16 protein-coding genes are annotated in these 14,583 nt (G+C 71.9%); 6 read left to right on the top strand and 10 right to left on the bottom strand.

Features of this window, described 5'->3' with window-relative positions; all coding sequences use genetic code 11:
- Window positions 1-190 precede the first annotated feature (190 nt).
- The 3 genes from ACH01S_RS04955 (at window position 191) to ACH01S_RS04965 (ending at window position 2,231) form a co-directional block, all read left to right on the top strand.
- Window positions 191-874, top strand: coding sequence for a hypothetical protein (locus tag ACH01S_RS04955; protein ID WP_148344682.1), 684 nt, complete (start codon window positions 191-193; stop codon window positions 872-874).
- A gap of 341 nt (window positions 875-1,215) precedes the next feature.
- Window positions 1,216-2,013, top strand: a complete 798-nt coding sequence (locus ACH01S_RS04960) for a COG4280 domain-containing protein (protein ID WP_067885841.1) — start codon at window positions 1,216-1,218, stop codon at window positions 2,011-2,013.
- Complete coding sequence (locus ACH01S_RS04965) at window positions 2,010-2,231, top strand: hypothetical protein (RefSeq protein ID WP_067885842.1); 222 nt, start codon at window positions 2,010-2,012, stop codon at window positions 2,229-2,231. The genes ACH01S_RS04960 and ACH01S_RS04965 overlap by 4 nt, the downstream gene beginning before the upstream one ends.
- A gap of 21 nt (window positions 2,232-2,252) precedes the next feature.
- On the opposite strand, the gene ACH01S_RS04970 is transcribed toward ACH01S_RS04965, so the two are convergent.
- On the bottom strand, window positions 2,253-2,837 hold the full coding sequence (locus ACH01S_RS04970) for a Chromate resistance protein ChrB (protein ID WP_067885843.1): 585 nt from the start codon (window positions 2,835-2,837) through the stop codon (window positions 2,253-2,255).
- A 297-nt stretch (window positions 2,838-3,134) separates the two neighbouring features.
- Here ACH01S_RS04970 and ACH01S_RS04975 point away from each other — a divergent pair, with 297 nt between their 5' ends.
- Window positions 3,135-3,857 (top strand): VIT1/CCC1 transporter family protein, encoded by a 723-nt coding sequence (locus ACH01S_RS04975; RefSeq protein ID WP_067885844.1) that lies wholly within the window; start codon window positions 3,135-3,137, stop codon window positions 3,855-3,857.
- A gap of 71 nt (window positions 3,858-3,928) precedes the next feature.
- Here ACH01S_RS04975 and ACH01S_RS04980 read toward each other — a convergent pair whose 3' ends face one another.
- From ACH01S_RS04980 to ACH01S_RS05010, 7 genes are read right to left on the bottom strand one after another with little or no spacing between them, the layout of a single operon-like run.
- Window positions 3,929-4,615, bottom strand: a complete 687-nt coding sequence (locus ACH01S_RS04980) for an IucA/IucC family C-terminal-domain containing protein (protein ID WP_067885849.1) — start codon at window positions 4,613-4,615, stop codon at window positions 3,929-3,931.
- On the bottom strand, window positions 4,612-6,633 hold the full coding sequence (locus ACH01S_RS04985) for an iron ABC transporter permease (protein WP_169809207.1): 2,022 nt from the start codon (window positions 6,631-6,633) through the stop codon (window positions 4,612-4,614). Before ACH01S_RS04985 ends, ACH01S_RS04980 begins: the two co-directional genes overlap by 4 nt.
- A complete protein-coding gene (locus ACH01S_RS04990; protein WP_067885853.1) occupies window positions 6,630-7,625 on the bottom strand; it encodes an ABC transporter substrate-binding protein in 996 nt (331 codons plus the stop codon). The genes ACH01S_RS04985 and ACH01S_RS04990 overlap by 4 nt, the downstream gene beginning before the upstream one ends.
- On the bottom strand, window positions 7,622-8,455 hold the full coding sequence (locus ACH01S_RS04995) for an ABC transporter ATP-binding protein (RefSeq protein WP_067885855.1): 834 nt from the start codon (window positions 8,453-8,455) through the stop codon (window positions 7,622-7,624). The genes ACH01S_RS04990 and ACH01S_RS04995 overlap by 4 nt, the downstream gene beginning before the upstream one ends.
- On the bottom strand, window positions 8,440-9,336 hold the full coding sequence (locus ACH01S_RS05000; protein WP_067885857.1) for an alpha/beta hydrolase family protein: 897 nt from the start codon (window positions 9,334-9,336) through the stop codon (window positions 8,440-8,442). Before ACH01S_RS05000 ends, ACH01S_RS04995 begins: the two co-directional genes overlap by 16 nt.
- Before the next feature lie 25 nt (window positions 9,337-9,361).
- A complete protein-coding gene (locus ACH01S_RS05005; protein WP_067885860.1) occupies window positions 9,362-10,453 on the bottom strand; it encodes a C45 family autoproteolytic acyltransferase/hydrolase in 1,092 nt (363 codons plus the stop codon).
- On the bottom strand, window positions 10,428-11,354 hold the full coding sequence (locus ACH01S_RS05010) for a carbon-nitrogen hydrolase family protein (protein WP_067885861.1): 927 nt from the start codon (window positions 11,352-11,354) through the stop codon (window positions 10,428-10,430). Before ACH01S_RS05010 ends, ACH01S_RS05005 begins: the two co-directional genes overlap by 26 nt.
- 163 nt (window positions 11,355-11,517) lie before the next feature.
- On the opposite strand from ACH01S_RS05010, the gene ACH01S_RS05015 reads away from it, so the two are divergent.
- A complete protein-coding gene (locus tag ACH01S_RS05015; RefSeq protein WP_067885862.1) occupies window positions 11,518-12,129 on the top strand; it encodes a TetR/AcrR family transcriptional regulator in 612 nt (203 codons plus the stop codon).
- A 4-nt stretch (window positions 12,130-12,133) separates the two neighbouring features.
- Window positions 12,134-12,511 (top strand): hypothetical protein, encoded by a 378-nt coding sequence (locus ACH01S_RS05020; protein WP_067885867.1) that lies wholly within the window; start codon window positions 12,134-12,136, stop codon window positions 12,509-12,511.
- Between the two features lie 53 nt (window positions 12,512-12,564).
- Here ACH01S_RS05020 and ACH01S_RS05025 read toward each other — a convergent pair whose 3' ends face one another.
- Window positions 12,565-13,482 carry an NADP-dependent oxidoreductase gene (locus tag ACH01S_RS05025; protein ID WP_067886499.1) on the bottom strand — a complete coding sequence of 306 codons (918 nt, stop codon included), beginning with the start codon at window positions 13,480-13,482 and terminating at the stop codon, window positions 12,565-12,567.
- A 222-nt stretch (window positions 13,483-13,704) separates the two neighbouring features.
- Window positions 13,705-14,325 (bottom strand): hypothetical protein, encoded by a 621-nt coding sequence (locus ACH01S_RS05030; RefSeq protein WP_067885869.1) that lies wholly within the window; start codon window positions 14,323-14,325, stop codon window positions 13,705-13,707.
- Window positions 14,326-14,583: the final 258 nt, after the last annotated feature.

A 14,583-nucleotide genomic window follows, 5' to 3' on the forward strand; every position in this document is an offset into this window, starting at 1 on the left:
GTGCGGGGTAGGGGGACAAGGTTCGTTCACCTGCACAGACGATCGATTTGAAGCGATCGTGGGGGCCGCACCGGGATCGACCGACCGTGTGCGGGAGACGGAGGGGACGGTGGCACAGGATTGGGCTCGCTTCTTGTTCGACGTCCCGCCCCTCGAGGACGTCGGAGTAGCAGGGGGCGGAGAGCTTTGGATGGTCGATGCCGACGGCACGCTCTGGACGCACGACCCCCAAAGCGGACAGCCCTCTGAGCAGGTCGACAGCCCGGGCCGGTTGACTCGGGTCGCGGTGGGGGGCGGTGCCGTGTGGTGCGTCGAGGACGATGGCGCGCTCTGGAGCTACCGGCCCAGTGCGGGATCATGGACGAAGGCGACCCCACACCGCGAGTCGGACGGGGGCGCCTTCGAGCTTTCGGCCATCGACGTCGCGGGCGACTTCTTCCGTGCGTGGGTCGTCGAAGACAAGGGCAGCGGTGCCGGGTGGTTCTGGAGCACCGCCGACGGAGTCACCTTCACCTTCGGGGACGCGTTCGGGTTCAAGCGCATCTCGGTCGGCCAGTCACCCGGCGCCGCACTCGGCGACGTATGGCTCGTCGACCTGCTCGACCGCGTCGTCGGGTTCGAATACACGGCCGGAGACGTCCAAACCGGTTTCGACACGAACGCCAGGCAGATGGCCGACGTCGCGGCGGCGTTCAACGGCGATGTCTGGCTGGTCGGCATCGACGGGTCCGCGTGGAAGACGAGCGATCGCGGCAACACGTTCCTCAAGACCGGTGACGGGTTCGTCGCGATCACCGCCGACTGGACTCCGTGGGCGCTGAAAGCCGACGGAACCCTGTGGGGCTGGTTCGAGGAACCCCCCGACCCTCACTGAGACCCGCTCCTCGCTGGGGGATCTGGGGTCACCACGCCGGGGCCGCGAAGCCGCTGGTCCGCTGTGGTTCTTGTAGCCCATGACGCCCACGGGCAGGCGTTCGTGACCGTGCCCTCGTCCGCCGGTGGCGGTGCCGGACCGGCGGTGGACGAGGAGTGGCGAGCGATGTAACGTGCATCTCGATGAAACATTTGTTTCATCGTAACGGACGGCACTCATCGTGGACCTCAGCACTTGGGCGGTGGCATGGCGGTGTTCTGCAGGACGTGCGGCTGGTCGGACGGCCACCCGCTGACCGGAGGGCGCGCCGTCGCGGCGAGCCGACGACGGGCGGCGGCCCGGTGAGCGCTGCGGTCTGGAGCGTCGTCGCGGCCTCGTTCGCCGCCTGCTTCGTGGAGGCGGTGGAGGCGGCCACCATCGTGATGGCGATGGGATTCACCCGAAGCTGGCGTTCGGCCCTGCTCGGAACGGCCGCCGCGCTGGGCGTGCTGGCGGTCGTGACGGCGGTCCTGGGGCTGGGCTTCGGGGACTGGGTTCCCGAGTCCGGGCTCCAACTGGTGGTCGGGACCCTCATGCTGATCTTCGGGCTGCAGTGGCTGCGCAAGGCCGTCCTGCGCTCGTCCGGCCGCAAGAAGATCCATGACGAGGAGGAGATCTACCGGGAAGAGGTCGAGGCGGCGCTCGCGGCCGGTCACGGCGCCGGACGCATCGACACGTTCTCGTTCATGGTGTCCTTCAAGGGCGTCTTCCTCGAAGGCGTCGAGGTGGTGTTCATCGTCATCACGTTCGGCGTCAACGCCCACAACGTGCCGGGTGCGGCCGCCGGGGCCGGCGCGGCCCTGCTCGTCGTGCTCGCCGTCGCGGCGGCGATCGGACGCCCGCTGTCGATGATCAACGAGAACCTGCTGAAGTACGGGGTCGGCCTGCTGCTCGCCTCGTTCGGAACGTACTGGGTGGGGGAGGGCAGCGGGACTTTCCGGGACGGCAGGGAGAGCCTCGAATGGCCGGGCGGCGACCTGGCGATCCTCGGGCTGCTGGGCGTGTGGTTCCTGACCTGCTACACGCTCGCACGCCTGCTGCGTGTCCCCGCCGTGGGCGGCTCGGTCCTGGCGCCCGGCTCGACGGGGGAGGCACGATGAGGTTCGTTCGAGCCTTCGGGCGGTTCTGGTACGACCTCGTGATCGGCGACGACTGGAAGATCGCCGCCGCGGTGGTCGTCGCGCTCGCCGCGCTGGCGGCGGCGGTGCGGTTCGAGGTGCTCGGCGATACGGCGTCGGCGCTGCTGGTCGGCCTGGCCTTCGTGGCCGCCTTCGTGGTCAGCGTGGCGATCGACGCCCGCGCGCACCATGACCGGTGAGCGCGGGCCGGTGACCGGACGTCACGGCGGGTCGGTGACCGTCCGCTCGTAGACGTCGGTTTCGAACTCTTCGAGGAGTCGCTCGCAGTCGGAGACCCTGGCGCGGGCGGCCTCGCGGCCGTCCGCCGACATCCAGTCGCGCTCCTCGACCCGGGCGAGCCACCGGCGGAGCTTCTCCAGGTCCTGGCGGATCTCCTCGGCCTCCTCGAAGGTGTAGTTCTCCCGGAAGCGCTCGAACTCGATCTCCTTGAAGAACTTCGTCTCGCACTCCTCGATGATCTCCGCGTACTCCTTCGACGACTGGCCGCGGAAGCCCTCGACGAACTGCTCGCGCACGTCGGGCTCCACGTCCCGCAGCACGAGGAAGATGCTCGATCCGCCGAGTTCGTCGATGCGGTCGCGGGTCTGGCGGAGCCGGTCGCGCAGGCCGCCCCGGTCGGGCAGGACGCAGACCGCCTGCTGGACGTACAGCCCGCCCAGCCGCTTCAGCTCACGCCAGACCGCCACCCTGGCGCGCGACGAGCCGCTCGGCACGCGATAGATCAGCATCAGCCACGACTCGCCGCTCGGATCGTCGGCGGCGGGCACGCCGGGTTCGTCGGACACGCCCTCAGGGTAACGGCAGTGATCCCGCGCCGGTCCGGCGCGCCGCCGCTCCCAGCGGCGCCGCGCGCGGTTCGACCGAGGAAATCGCGCAAGCGTCGAATCGGATCTGGCGATGTTCTCTCTTTGCCCCGTGGGCCCATTGTTGGGCGTCAAGGAATGATCTTTGGAAGCGACGGTATCGCCAGGTCAAGTTAGCCTTGCCTTTGTTGGGCATCGGCTCAGGATAGGCATTCCTTCGTTGCGAGTCCGGTGTGATTTCTATATTTTCGACTCAGCTTCTATTGAGCGGAGGAATTCATGGCGATCGACGTTGCCGTGCCCTATACGCCCGAGCATCATCACGGTCACCGCGATGTCACCGGGGGCTGGCTGCGGCCCGCCGTGTTCGGGGCGATGGACGGTCTCGTCTCCAACTTCGCCCTGATCGCCGGTGTCGTGGGGGCGTCGGGGACGGGCCGCGCGGCCGTGCTCGCCGGGGTCGCCGGGCTGGTCGCCGGCGCCTGCTCGATGGCGGCCGGGGAGTACACGTCGGTGAGGTCGCAGACGGAGTTGATGCGCGCGGAGATCGCGGTGGAGCGGCGCGAGCTCGGCCGCAATCCGGACGGCGAGCGGGACGAGTTGGCGGCCCTGTACCACACCCGCGGACTGGACGCGGACCTCGCGCGCCAGGTGGCCGAGAGCCTGTCGGCCGACCCTGAGCAGGCCTTGCGCGTCCACGTCCGGGAGGAGTTGGGGGTCGATCCCGACGACCTGCCCTCCCCGTTCATCGCCGCTGGGTCGTCGTTCTGCGCGTTCGCCCTCGGCGCGCTGGTGCCGATCGCGCCGTTCCTGTTCGGGGCGTCGGGCCTGGTGGTGCCGCTCGTGGTGAGCCTGCTCTCGCTGCTCGGGTTCGGCGCGGCGGTGGCGCGGATGACGGCGCGGCCCTGGTGGCTGGGCGGTGCGCGGCAGCTCGTCCTCGGAGTCGCCGCCGCCGTCGTCACGTTCGGCGTCGGCAGTCTGCTGAACGTCACGATCTCCTAGCCGGAAGCTCTCAAAGGTGCCTGGTGGGCGGCGACGCCCACCAGGCACCTTTGTTCGACGGCGCCATTTCTTCAGGAACGCCCGGAACCCCGCCCCGGCAGGTTGCAGTCGTCGCAGCGCTCCCCTCCCGGCACCCGGATGTAAAGGCAGCACGCGTGCCGCTGAAAGGTGAGCCGGCCGTCCTCGACGGCCAGCGTCCCCCGGCCTTCGAGCGGTGAGCCGGGCAGGCCGTGGAAGGCGCGCGCGAGCGCCCGCACCCGTTCCGGGTCCGCGATCCGCTCGGTCTCGACCCAGCCGCTCGCGACGGCCGCGGCGGCGTTGCTCCACAGCCAGCCGAGCCCGGCGCCGAGACGCCGCCGGAGCGTGGCCACCAGCGGGCGGCAGTGCTGCTCGACGAGCTGCTCGTGCAGGCGCGCGACCAACTCCCGGTCACTTCCGCCGGCGGGCGTGGCCACCCGCAGCAGGACCGCCCGGGGACGCCCGCCGTCGAACGTCATCAGCAGGTTCCCCGGGGTCAGCGCGGGCGCCCGCCCGTCCCGCGCGAGTGCCGCCGTCCCCGCGCAGGCCAGTCGCGACAGGTAGCCCTTGAGCAGGAACGAGGCGCCGAGCAGCGGGTCGTCGGTGCCGTGCCCGCGACCCGCCGCCGCGGCCAGCCGGTCCAGCGCCGGGCCCCCTTCGATGATCTCGCGGACGGGCACGGCGCCGGCGCAGTTGCCCGCCATGACCGGTTCCGTGGCGAACCAGGGGTCCAGGGTCATCGCCGGGTCCTCCACAGCAGCCAGATGAAGAACGGCGTGCCGACCAGGGCCGTGATGACGCCGGAGGGAATCTCCTTCGGCGACAGCGCCGTGCGCCCCACGAGGTCCGCGGCCACGACGACCAGCGCGCCGATCAGCGCCGCGAGGGGGAGCAGCCGCCGCGTCCGGCCGCCGCCCAGCAGCCGGGCGATGTGCGGCGCCACGAGGCCGACGAAGGCCATCGCGCCGACCACCGCCACGGCCGTGGCCGCCAGCGCGACCGCGAGGGCGAGCAGCCCGAGCCGGACGCGCTCCAGCCGCATGCCGAGGCCCCGCATCGCGGCGTCCCCCAGCGGGAACAAGTCGAGCTGGCGGCCGCCGACCCAGGCCAGCGGCACCAGGACCGCGATCCACGGCAGCAGGTGCAGCAGGTCGGCCCACGACCGCGCGTAGGTGCTGCCCGTGAGCCAGACGAGCGCCTGGCTGAGCTGGAGCTGCGAGTCGATCACGATGAGGCTGACGATGCCCGTCCCGGCCGCGGAGAACCCGACGCCGACGAGCGCCAGCCGCGCCGGCGCGACCCCGCCGGACTGCCACGCGCAGGCGTAGGCCACGGCGAACAGCAGCACCCCGCCGGTGAAGGCCGCCACCGGCAGCAGCGCGATCGGCAGCGCCGGGAACACCAGCAGCACGCCCAGCGCGCCGATCGTCGCGCCCGGCATCACGCCGACGAGCGCGGGCTCCCCGAGCGGGTTGCGCAGCACCCCCTGGAGGATCACGCCGCTCGCGGCCAGCGCCGCGCCCGCCGCCAGCGCCACCAGCGTGCGCGGCGCCCGCATGTGCCACAGGACGAAGTCGCTCAGCTCCGACAGCGGCGTGTCTCCGATCAGCAGGGACGCCGTGACCACGGCGGCGAGCGCGGCCGCCGCCAGCGTGACGGTGGCCCCGTACCGGAGGGCGGGCCGCCGCGAGCGGGTGCGGTCCGCCGTCGCCGACTCGTCGATCTGGCCGCCGACCGAGCGGCGCGCCAGCCAGACGAGGAACGGCAGCCCGAGGACGGCCGTCACCACCCCCGCGGGGACCTCCTGCACGTTGCTGCCGAACAGCCGCGCGATGTCGTCGGACGCGAGCACGATCACCGCGCCCCACAGCGCCGAGGCGGGCAGCAGCAGGACGTGCCGGCGCAGCCCGCTCAGCCGGGCGATGTGCGGCGCCATCAGCCCGACGAACCCGATCGGGCCGGCGAGGCTCACCGCGATCGAGCCGAGCGCGACGGCCGCGACCCACGACACCACGCGGATCAGCCCGACGCGCTGGCCGAGCGAGCGCGCGGTCGTGTCGCCGAGCGCGAGGACGTCCAGCGGCCTGGACAGCCCGAGCGCGAGCACCACCCCGGCCACGGTCAGCGGGCCGGTGAGCCGGACGTCGTCCCAGCCGTCCTGGACGATCGTGCCCTGCCCCCAGAAGAACAGCCCGGCGGTCTCGACGTCGTGCAGCAGTTGCAGCCCGCCCGACGCCGCCGCCAGCATCAGCGTCACGGCCACGCCCGACAGCGCGAGCCGCAGCGGCGTCGGGCGCACGCTGGCGGCTACGGTGTAGACCAGCGCCGAGGTCGCGAGCCCGCCCGCCAGCGCGATCGCGATCGTCGGCACCCCGGGCAGGCTCGGCAGGTACAGCGCCGCGAGGACCGCGGCGAGGAACGCCCCGGCGTTCACGCCCAGGATGTCGGGCGACCCGAGCGGGTTGCGGGTGACGGACTGGAACAGCGCGCCGGACACGCCGAGCCCCGCCCCGACGACGAGGGCCGCGGCCACGCGCGGCAGCCGGACCTGCCGGACGAGGACGTCCTCCCCGCCTCCGTCCGGCGCGAACACGGCGCCGAGCACGGCGTGGACGGACAGCCCGGACGCGCCCTCGACGAGGTTCCAGACGGCCGCGGCGGCCAGCAGCGCCAGCCCGAGGCCGAACAGGAGGGCGGGCTTCGGGACGGCGAGACGCCCGGTGCCGGCGACACGGCCCGGGGCGGGTGCCACGCTCACCGCGCGAGCCCGTCCGCCACCTGGGCGGCGAGGCGCTCGGCGCTGAGCGGCCCCCCGTAGAACCACGTGTCGGGGCGCAGCTTGTGGACCGCGCCGTCCTTGACGAACGGCAGCGACGCCCACGCGGCGTTCGCGGAGATCTTCCCGGCGATCACGTCGTCGTCCGGCTGCACCTGGTAGAAGAACGCGGTGCCGGCGGGCGCCTTCGCCAGGCCCTCGACGCCGACCTGGTTGAACCCGTAGCGGTCGAACGTGCCGGTGTAGCCCGGCTTGAGGCCGACCTTGGCGGCGACGCCCCCGGGCCACGAGTCGCCGAGGAAGATCCACAGCAGCGGCGCGCCCTGGTCGGTGAAGCCCTGCGCCAGCAGGTAGGGCGTCCCGGCCTTGCCGGCCGTCTGGATCCGCTTCGCCGCCTCGGCGAACGTCCGGTCCATGTGCGTGAGGACCGTCTCGCTCTGCGCGTCGTGCCCGGTCGCCTTGCCGAGGTCGCGGACCGTCCGGCTCATCCTCGCGAGCGGTTCCTCCGGGTCGGACGCCTTGTCCTTGTACTGCGAGTGGAGGGTCGTCGGGGCGATCTGGGAGAGCTTCGAGTAGATGCTCTTGTGGCGTTCGAGGTCGCCCACGATCAGATCGGGGCGCAGCGAGGCGATCGCCTCCAGATTCGGCTCCTGGCGCGTTCCAAGGTCACGTGTCTTGGCGAGCGCCTCGCTCCGCACGCCGACGTATTTCCGGTACTGCTCGATGTCGGTCGCGCCGACCGGCACGACGCCGATCGCGAGGAGCTCCTCGGTGAACTCCCACTCCAGCGACGCGACGCGGACCGCGGGCCGGTCCAGCTTCGTCGTGCCGGCCGCGTGCCGGATCGTCACCGGACCGCCCGCCGCGGCCGCCCCCGGCCGCACGCCCGATTCGTCGTCGCCGCAGCCCGCCAGGGCTAGCGACAGGGTCAGGGCCGTACAGGCGCCGATCGTGCGCCATGGTGTCGGGTTCATTTCGACGGAGCCTCCTCCAGGACGGCGGCCGTGGGGATGACGGGAATGCAGAGCGGCGCCGTGGACACCGGGTGCTTGAGGATGTGGGCGTCCAACTCGAAGACGGCCTTGACGTTCTCCGGGGTCATGACGAGCCGGGGGGCGCCCTGCGCCACGACGGAGCCGCGCCGCAGCATGATCAGGTGGTCGCTGAACTCGGCGGCCTGGTTGAGGTCGTGCAGCACCATGCAGACCGTCAGGCCGTGCCGCCGGTTCAGCTCCCGGACGAGCGACAGCGTCTCGAACTGGTAGCGGACGTCGAGGAACGTCGTCGGCTCGTCGAGCAGCAGCACCGACGTCCGCTGGGCGAGCGCCATCGCGATCCACGCGCGCTGCCGCTCCCCGCCGGAGAGGGAGTCGACGGCGCGCTCGGCCAGCCGGGTCAGTCCCGTCGCGCCGAGGGCCCACTCGACGGCCCGGCGGTCCTCCCGCGACGCCGAGCCGAGCAGGCCCTGATGCGGGTAGCGCCCGTACCCGACGATCTCCCGGACGGTCACCGACGCGGGGATCGCGACCGTCTGCGGCAGCAGGGCCATCTGCCGGGCGATCTCCCGGGTGGGCTGGTGGGCGATGTCGCGCCCGTTGAGGTGGACGGACCCGTCGGCGGGCTTGAGAATCCTCGCCAGGGTGTTGAGCGCGGTGCTCTTCCCCGAGCCGTTCGGCCCGACCAGGGTCGTCACCGCGCCCGCGTGGATCGCGATGTCGAGCCCGTCGATGACGCGCGAACCGTCGTACTCGACGGCGAGGCCGCGGCCTTCGAGCGCGTGCCCGGTCTTCACGCCCCGGTCCATGCCGCCTCCTCCGGGGTCTTCCGGTGGGCCGCGAGCACCTCGCCGAAGAACTCCTTCACCGGTTCCAGCACCTGGAACCCGTCGTGGACCGCGCCCTCGACGAGGTCGAAGCGCGGGGCGGCGCCGTGCGCCGCGAAGCTGTCGCGCAGGGACCGCAGGCGTTCCGGGCGAGTGCGGCCGGTGTCGTTGATGCCCTCCCGCCACATGGAGTCGCCGGGGTCGAGCGTGATCTCCCACTCGTCGAGATCCCGGTCGCCGACCACCATCTGCACGGGCACCTGGCAGACGGCCCCGATGTCGACCTCCTGGCCGAACTCGTGTTCCACGCCCCCGATGCCGCTCCACCAGGGGCGGTCCGGGTCGAGGAGGGTGACGACGCCCGGAGCGCCGATCGACGCGCCGAGCAGCCGCCGCGGGTGCAGGTAGAGGAACCGGTGCGTGAAGTGGCCGCCGCCGGAGAACCCGTGCAGAAGGAAGCGGTCGCCGTCGACGCGGTAGAGGTCGCGCACCTCGTCGACGATCCCGAGCAGGATGTGGTCGAACCGGATGCCCTTGTAGCGCACCCAGTGGTAGTTGTACAGGTCGCGCTGTCCCGGGATGCCCGCGGGCAGCAGCGGGGAGAGCACGATGCAGTCGTTCTCCTCGCCCCAGGCGGCGAACTGGTCGCGGTAGCCGAGGACGTCGCGCTCGGTGCCGTGCAGCACGACGGCGAGCGGATGGGCGCGGTCGCCGTCGCGCTCGTACGAGGACGGGATGTAGGCGCACCACGAGCACCGCTGGTCGACGCGCGCGGAGAAGATCGCCGTGTGCCCGAAGTGGTAGTGCGTGAGACGTACCCGATCCTCCCGGGGGTTCGTCACGGTGCGCTTGGGATCGGCCATGCGTCCCTACCTTCCTGCTCGCTGCTCATTTGGCGAAGGCGTAGGTGCGGTATGCGGAGTGCGACGGAGGGCCCGGCGCGATGTGCATCCGTCCGGCCGACGGTTCGGCGATGACGGACGCGACGGTGCTGAGGTGGGGGTCGGGCCGTTCGCCCGGCAGGCGCGAGAGCGCGTGCGGCAGCGAACGGTCGCGGGCGACCGCGATGAGCCGGTCGAGGTCGAGGCGGCCGCGGTCCCGGTCGAGCAGCTCCCGGAGCCGCTTCAGGCGGGTCCGGGAGTTCTCCAGGTCGTCGGGCGTGGCGGCCTCGGCGTCGGTGAGGGCGTCGGCGATGTAGTGGTTGGTGTGGGCCAGGATCCCGCCGTCCGGCTCCAGGCACGCGTCGCGCTCGACGGTGTTCTCGAAGCTGACGGCGCGGCGGGCGGAGTCCAACATGATCAGGTTGCGGGACGACGCGCGCGGGATCGTCCGCAACAGCGCCGTCGCGGCCGGGACGTCGCGCTGCCCGAGCGCCGCGCGGGAGAGCAGGTAGCGGGGGAAGCCGCGCCGCCAGCCGTCGCACGACAGGAAGTTGGCGAACACGCCGAGCCCCCGGTCGTTGATCCCGACGTAGGAGACCTGCCCCGCCGGGGTGTACTGCAGGACGGCGGGCACCCCGGGGGCGTGCAGCTCCAGCACGACGCCGAGACCCCGGTAGTCGTTCGGCAGGTCGATGTTCTGCGCGATGAACGACCCGTCCCCGGCCGTCGCCCCGGCCGTCGCCACGAACGTCGAGCACTCCGAGGCGGGCCGGCGCCGCTCGAACAGGTCCGCCACCTCGGCCCGGAGCTGCAGGAGGTACGCGTCCTCCAGCCCGATCCCCGCGCCTTCGGCGACGCCCGTAATCTCCTCGTGGAGTCCGGGCGCGTGCCGCCGCACGTGGGGGGCGTACTCGACCGCGGCCCCGGCGGCGTCCGCGGGATCCACGCCGAGGCCCGCCATCCGCGCCCGGGCCCGCGCGAGGTGCTCGACGACGAGGTCGCGGCACTCCTCGCCGTGCGCGCGGCCGAGGTCGCGGTGGCCGCCGCGGAACCGGTGCCGGGGCGGCGCGGGGTCAGCGGCGGGCGAGTCCGTCGCCATCGCGGTCCACCCCCTCGACCGGCCCGGGCGTCCACGCGCCGCCGTCGCCCGGGGGCGGGACGAAGCGCCCGCCGTAGGCGGGCAGCGGGATGTCCGGGCCCCGGCGGGACAGCTGTTCCCACAGGCGGTTCAGCCCGTAGGCGCCGTGGCGGCGCACGCGCGTCACCGCGTCGAGGTCGAGCACGTCGGTGATCACGACGTCGGACGAGCCCGTCTCGACGCGGACGGTGCCCTCGGGGTCCACGATCACGCTCCGTCCGACCCCGGCGGGGGCGCTGCCGTTGAGGTTGACCACGTAGAACTGGTTCGCGATCGCGTTGGCGCGGCTGAGCACGATCTCGGCCTCGCGGTCGACCGTCGAGGTCAGCGTCGGCTGGATGACCACCTCGGCCCCCATCCACGCCAGCTGGCGGCCGACCTCGGGGAACGCGCCGTCGTAGCAGATGGCGAGCCCGATCCGGGCGAGCCCGGGGATGTCGAAGCAGCTGAACGTCCGCCCCGGCCGGGAGAGCTCGACGGGCTGCCACGGGAAGATCTTCCGGTAGGCGGCCACCAGCTCGCCGCCGGGGCTGAACGCCAGCGCCGTGTTGTGGACGCCGCCCCCGTCCGCCCGCTCGTAGACCGTTCCAGGCACGAGCCAGAGGCCGGTCTCGCGCGCCAGCGAGCCGAGCCGCCGCGTCAACGGGCCCGGCACGTCCACGGCGGAGCCCAGCACCGCCTCCTCGCTCTCCTCCAGCAGCGGAGGAGGCGCCGACAGGTACTGCTCCGGCGCCACGACGAGCTGGACGCCCGGCCACGTCCTGCGAATCTGCCGGACGCGCGCCGCGAAGCGTTCGAGCGTCGCCGTCGGGTCGCCCGGTTCGGGAGCGGCTTGAAGTGCCGCCACGGAGAGCGGTCTCATCGGCCCCGACCTCTCGCCGGTATCAGGTCCTGCACGTGCCGCACCGCGGGCCCCCTCGTTCGGAGTTCTTTGAACGCATAAACAAACATGGCCGCGATCCCGGCGTCAAGATGCTGCTAGCTGGAAGTTTGCTAGGACCTGAGTTCTTTGCAACCATGTTCATATGGGGCGACCGAAGAACCAACGTGCCCGCCGCCGGCAGATCGCCGACGCGGCGCGGCGCATCATGCTGACGCACGGCTCGGACGGGCTCCGGATACGCCAGATCGCGGGCGAGGCCGGCCTGTCGGCCGGCTCGATCCTGTACTACTTCCCCGACATGGACGATCTCGTGATCGCCGTCTACGAGCACGCGGTCGAGCGCTTCTCGACGCGCAGGCGGGAGGCGGCCGTGGGCATCACCGACCCCTCGGAGCGCCTCGCCGCCTTCATAGAGCGGGGCCTCGCCACCGGTCCCGACGACGAGGAGGTGTACCTGCTCCACGTCGCGATCGGCGCCTTCGACCGCAACCCGGCGATCAAGATCCTCGATCGCGTGCTGTTCGACCGGCAGGTCGCCGTCTACGAGGCGGTCCTGGAGGCCGGTGAGGCGTCCGGCGCGTTCACGCTGGCGGGCACGAGCCAGGAGGTGGCCCGGACGCTGGTCGCGCTGGAGGACTCCCTCAACTCCCACATCGTCACCGGCAACCCGGCGATCACCCGCGACGTCGCGCTGGGCCTCGTCACCGGATACGCCCGGCTGGCCACCGGCGTGTCACTGCGCTCGGTGACGTGACGCCATGGCGCTTCTCGTGACGTTCGGGATCCTGCAGCTGACCGCCGGAGTCCTCAGCGGCTGGCTCATGGTCGCCCAGGGCGACGCCGTGTGGACGCGGCGGTTGCGGATCCGCGCGGCCGCGCGGATCCGCCAGGGCCATATCGACCTTCTGATGATGGGCACGCTGCTCGTCGCGATCGGCGTCGCGGTCCCCGGTCCCCAGCCCGTGGCGGAGGCGGCGATCGCCTGCGCCTCGTGGGTGGGCCCCCTGCTGTTCTTCCCGCTCGCCTGGAAGCCCGAGCTGGGCAGGCGGCGGTGGTACGGCGTCCTCGACAGGCTGGGCTTCGTCGCCCTCACCATCGGGTTCCTGCTGCTCGCCGCCGACGTCCTCACCCGGTAAGCGGATGCGCCGCTACCGGACCCCTGGTAGACGCCCGTGTCGTCTTGGTGCGTTCAGGGGTGGAGGACGATCTTGCCGTGGGCGTGGCGCCGTTCCAGCTCGCGGAACGCGTCCCGGACCTGCTCCAGGGGGTAGACGCGATGGATCGGCACGTGCAGGTCTCCGCGGGCGGCGAGCCGGGCCAGTTCGCCGAGCACGACCGCGCACGCCGCCGCGCCTTCCCCGTCCGTCCGCGCACCGACCCTGGCGGCGGCCCCCCAGTCGCTGATGGTGTTGATCCGCTTCGGCGGCACGCCCAGCTCGACGGCCAGATCCACGTAGCCGTCGCCGAAGGTGTCGATGAACGCGTCGACCGTCCCGCCGGAGGCCTCCCGGATCCGCTCGGCCACGCCGTCCCCGTACTCGACCGGGACGACGCCGCGCTCCTCCAGCCAGGCGTGGTTCCGCCTGCTCGCCAAGCCGATCACCGTGGCGCCGCGGCGCCGCGCGAGCTGCACGGCGAGGGAGCCGACACCGCCCGCCGCGCCGGACACCACGACCGTGTCGCCCGGTCCCGGGTCGACCGCGAACACGGTGGCGTAGGCGGTCGTCCCGGCCACGTACAGCGACCCGGCCACGTCCCAGGACAGCCCGTCCGGCCGCGGGGTCAGGTTCACGTCGTCGACCACGACGAACTCGGCGTGGCTCGCCCGGCGGTGGGTGAAGCCGAGGACCTCGTCGCCCACCGCGAGGCCGCGCACGTGCGGCCCGGTCCGCGCCACGACACCGGCGAGATCGCTGCCCTGCCCGGACGGGAACGTCGCCGGCCACCGCTCGTGCAGCGCGCCGGTGCGGATATGGGCCTCGCCGGGCTGGATACCGGCCGCGCGGACCTCGACCAGCACCTGCCCGGGACCGGGCTCCGGACGCTCGACCTCCTCCACCCGCAGCACGTCGATCCCGCCGTACTCGCCGAACCGCACAGCCTTCATCGTGATCACCCCTCCTCGTCGCCGGACACCGGCTCGACGGCCGCGCTTCGGAGACCGCACCTTGACCATGCCCCCGTTTCCGATGGTCAGGAACGGAGCGTTCTCCCTAGGATCGGCAGTCCGAGTGTGCGTCCGAGGAACCCCGGTGACGAACGCATGCTCCGCGACCGGTCCAATTCATTGCCGCCGGAGTAGGCGCTGCGTGCCCATTGTCCGGACGGCTCAGCCGAGTTCTTTGTAGAGGAGCTGGGTCAATCCGTCGGGATTGGTGATGATCTGGCTTTTTGTCACTGTGCCCGCGTCCCATGCCTGCATGGCTTCCAGGCGGATGGTGGTGGGCCCGTCGACGTCGATGAAGGCGCGGCCGCTGGCGGTGGTGCCGTAATCGCGGCTGACGGCGGGTGAGTGGTCGGCGCTGGTGACGACCAGGAGATTGCTTTCCTTGACCGGGACTCCGGCGGTGACGTTGAACACCCGGGAGATGATCCAGGCGCGAGTGGAACGGTTCCGCGCGGTGCCGAACTGGCCGCGGACTTGTTGGGTCACCTCGTACGTCCCTCGTTTTCTCAGAGTGACGGTGGTGTGGGAGACAGGAGTCCATTGGCGGGTGGTGGTCGTCAGCGCGGTCGTGTGGCCGATCGCCCTGCCGTGGTCCGGCGCGGCGGCGGTCTTCTCGGACGCGGCCTGCCTGCTGTCGGTGGCGGGGCCGATCAGCGAGGCCAGCGGCGCGGTGATGACGGGCATGAGGGCCAGTCCGCACAGGATGGCCACCGTTTCCAGTGCCGATCTGTCGCCGTAGGCAAGTCGGCCGCCGGGAGCGGCGTGGCTGTCGTGGACGGTCATCGCGCCGTCAGTCCGCGGCCGGGTACATGGGTGGGAGCTGCTGGGGCCTTTCCATGCGAGAAGCTTGGCGGGCGCCGTCCATGTCCCGTCCATGCCCGGTCCATGGCAGTTAGGGGGCAGGACGACTAATGGCTCGGCGCGGCATCTGCGAAGACGTCAGAAAGGATGGACGATATTATGCAACGAAATGAGCTCTCCAAAAGAAAGGTTCTTCGCATTCATTCGACTGCCGTGAAACACGCAGTATTGTGTTCGAGG

The organism is Actinomadura chibensis NBRC 106107, assembly GCF_001552135.1.
GTDB classification, from domain to species: Bacteria; Actinomycetota; Actinomycetes; order Streptosporangiales; family Streptosporangiaceae; genus Spirillospora; species Spirillospora chibensis.

Excerpts from the sequence above, each read along its gene's own strand:
- ACH01S_RS04955 (WP_148344682.1), top strand. The coding sequence starts at position 191 with ATGGTCGATGCCGACGGCACGCTCTGGACGCACGACCCCCAAAGCGGA.
- ACH01S_RS04965 (WP_067885842.1), top strand. The coding sequence starts at position 2,010 with ATGAGGTTCGTTCGAGCCTTCGGGCGGTTCTGGTACGACCTCGTGATC.
- ACH01S_RS04975 (WP_067885844.1), top strand. The coding sequence starts at position 3,135 with ATGGCGATCGACGTTGCCGTGCCCTATACGCCCGAGCATCATCACGGT.
- ACH01S_RS04980 (WP_067885849.1), bottom strand. The coding sequence starts at position 4,615 with ATGACCCTGGACCCCTGGTTCGCCACGGAACCGGTCATGGCGGGCAAC.
- ACH01S_RS04990 (WP_067885853.1), bottom strand. The coding sequence starts at position 7,625 with ATGAACCCGACACCATGGCGCACGATCGGCGCCTGTACGGCCCTGACC.
- ACH01S_RS04995 (WP_067885855.1), bottom strand. The coding sequence starts at position 8,455 with ATGGACCGGGGCGTGAAGACCGGGCACGCGCTCGAAGGCCGCGGCCTC.
- ACH01S_RS05000 (WP_067885857.1), bottom strand. The coding sequence starts at position 9,336 with ATGGCCGATCCCAAGCGCACCGTGACGAACCCCCGGGAGGATCGGGTA.
- ACH01S_RS05005 (WP_067885860.1), bottom strand. The coding sequence starts at position 10,453 with ATGGCGACGGACTCGCCCGCCGCTGACCCCGCGCCGCCCCGGCACCGG.
- ACH01S_RS05010 (WP_067885861.1), bottom strand. The coding sequence starts at position 11,354 with ATGAGACCGCTCTCCGTGGCGGCACTTCAAGCCGCTCCCGAACCGGGC.
- ACH01S_RS05015 (WP_067885862.1), top strand. The coding sequence starts at position 11,518 with ATGGGGCGACCGAAGAACCAACGTGCCCGCCGCCGGCAGATCGCCGAC.
- ACH01S_RS05020 (WP_067885867.1), top strand. The coding sequence starts at position 12,134 with ATGGCGCTTCTCGTGACGTTCGGGATCCTGCAGCTGACCGCCGGAGTC.
- ACH01S_RS05025 (WP_067886499.1), bottom strand. The coding sequence starts at position 13,482 with ATGAAGGCTGTGCGGTTCGGCGAGTACGGCGGGATCGACGTGCTGCGG.
- ACH01S_RS05030 (WP_067885869.1), bottom strand. The coding sequence starts at position 14,325 with ATGACCGTCCACGACAGCCACGCCGCTCCCGGCGGCCGACTTGCCTAC.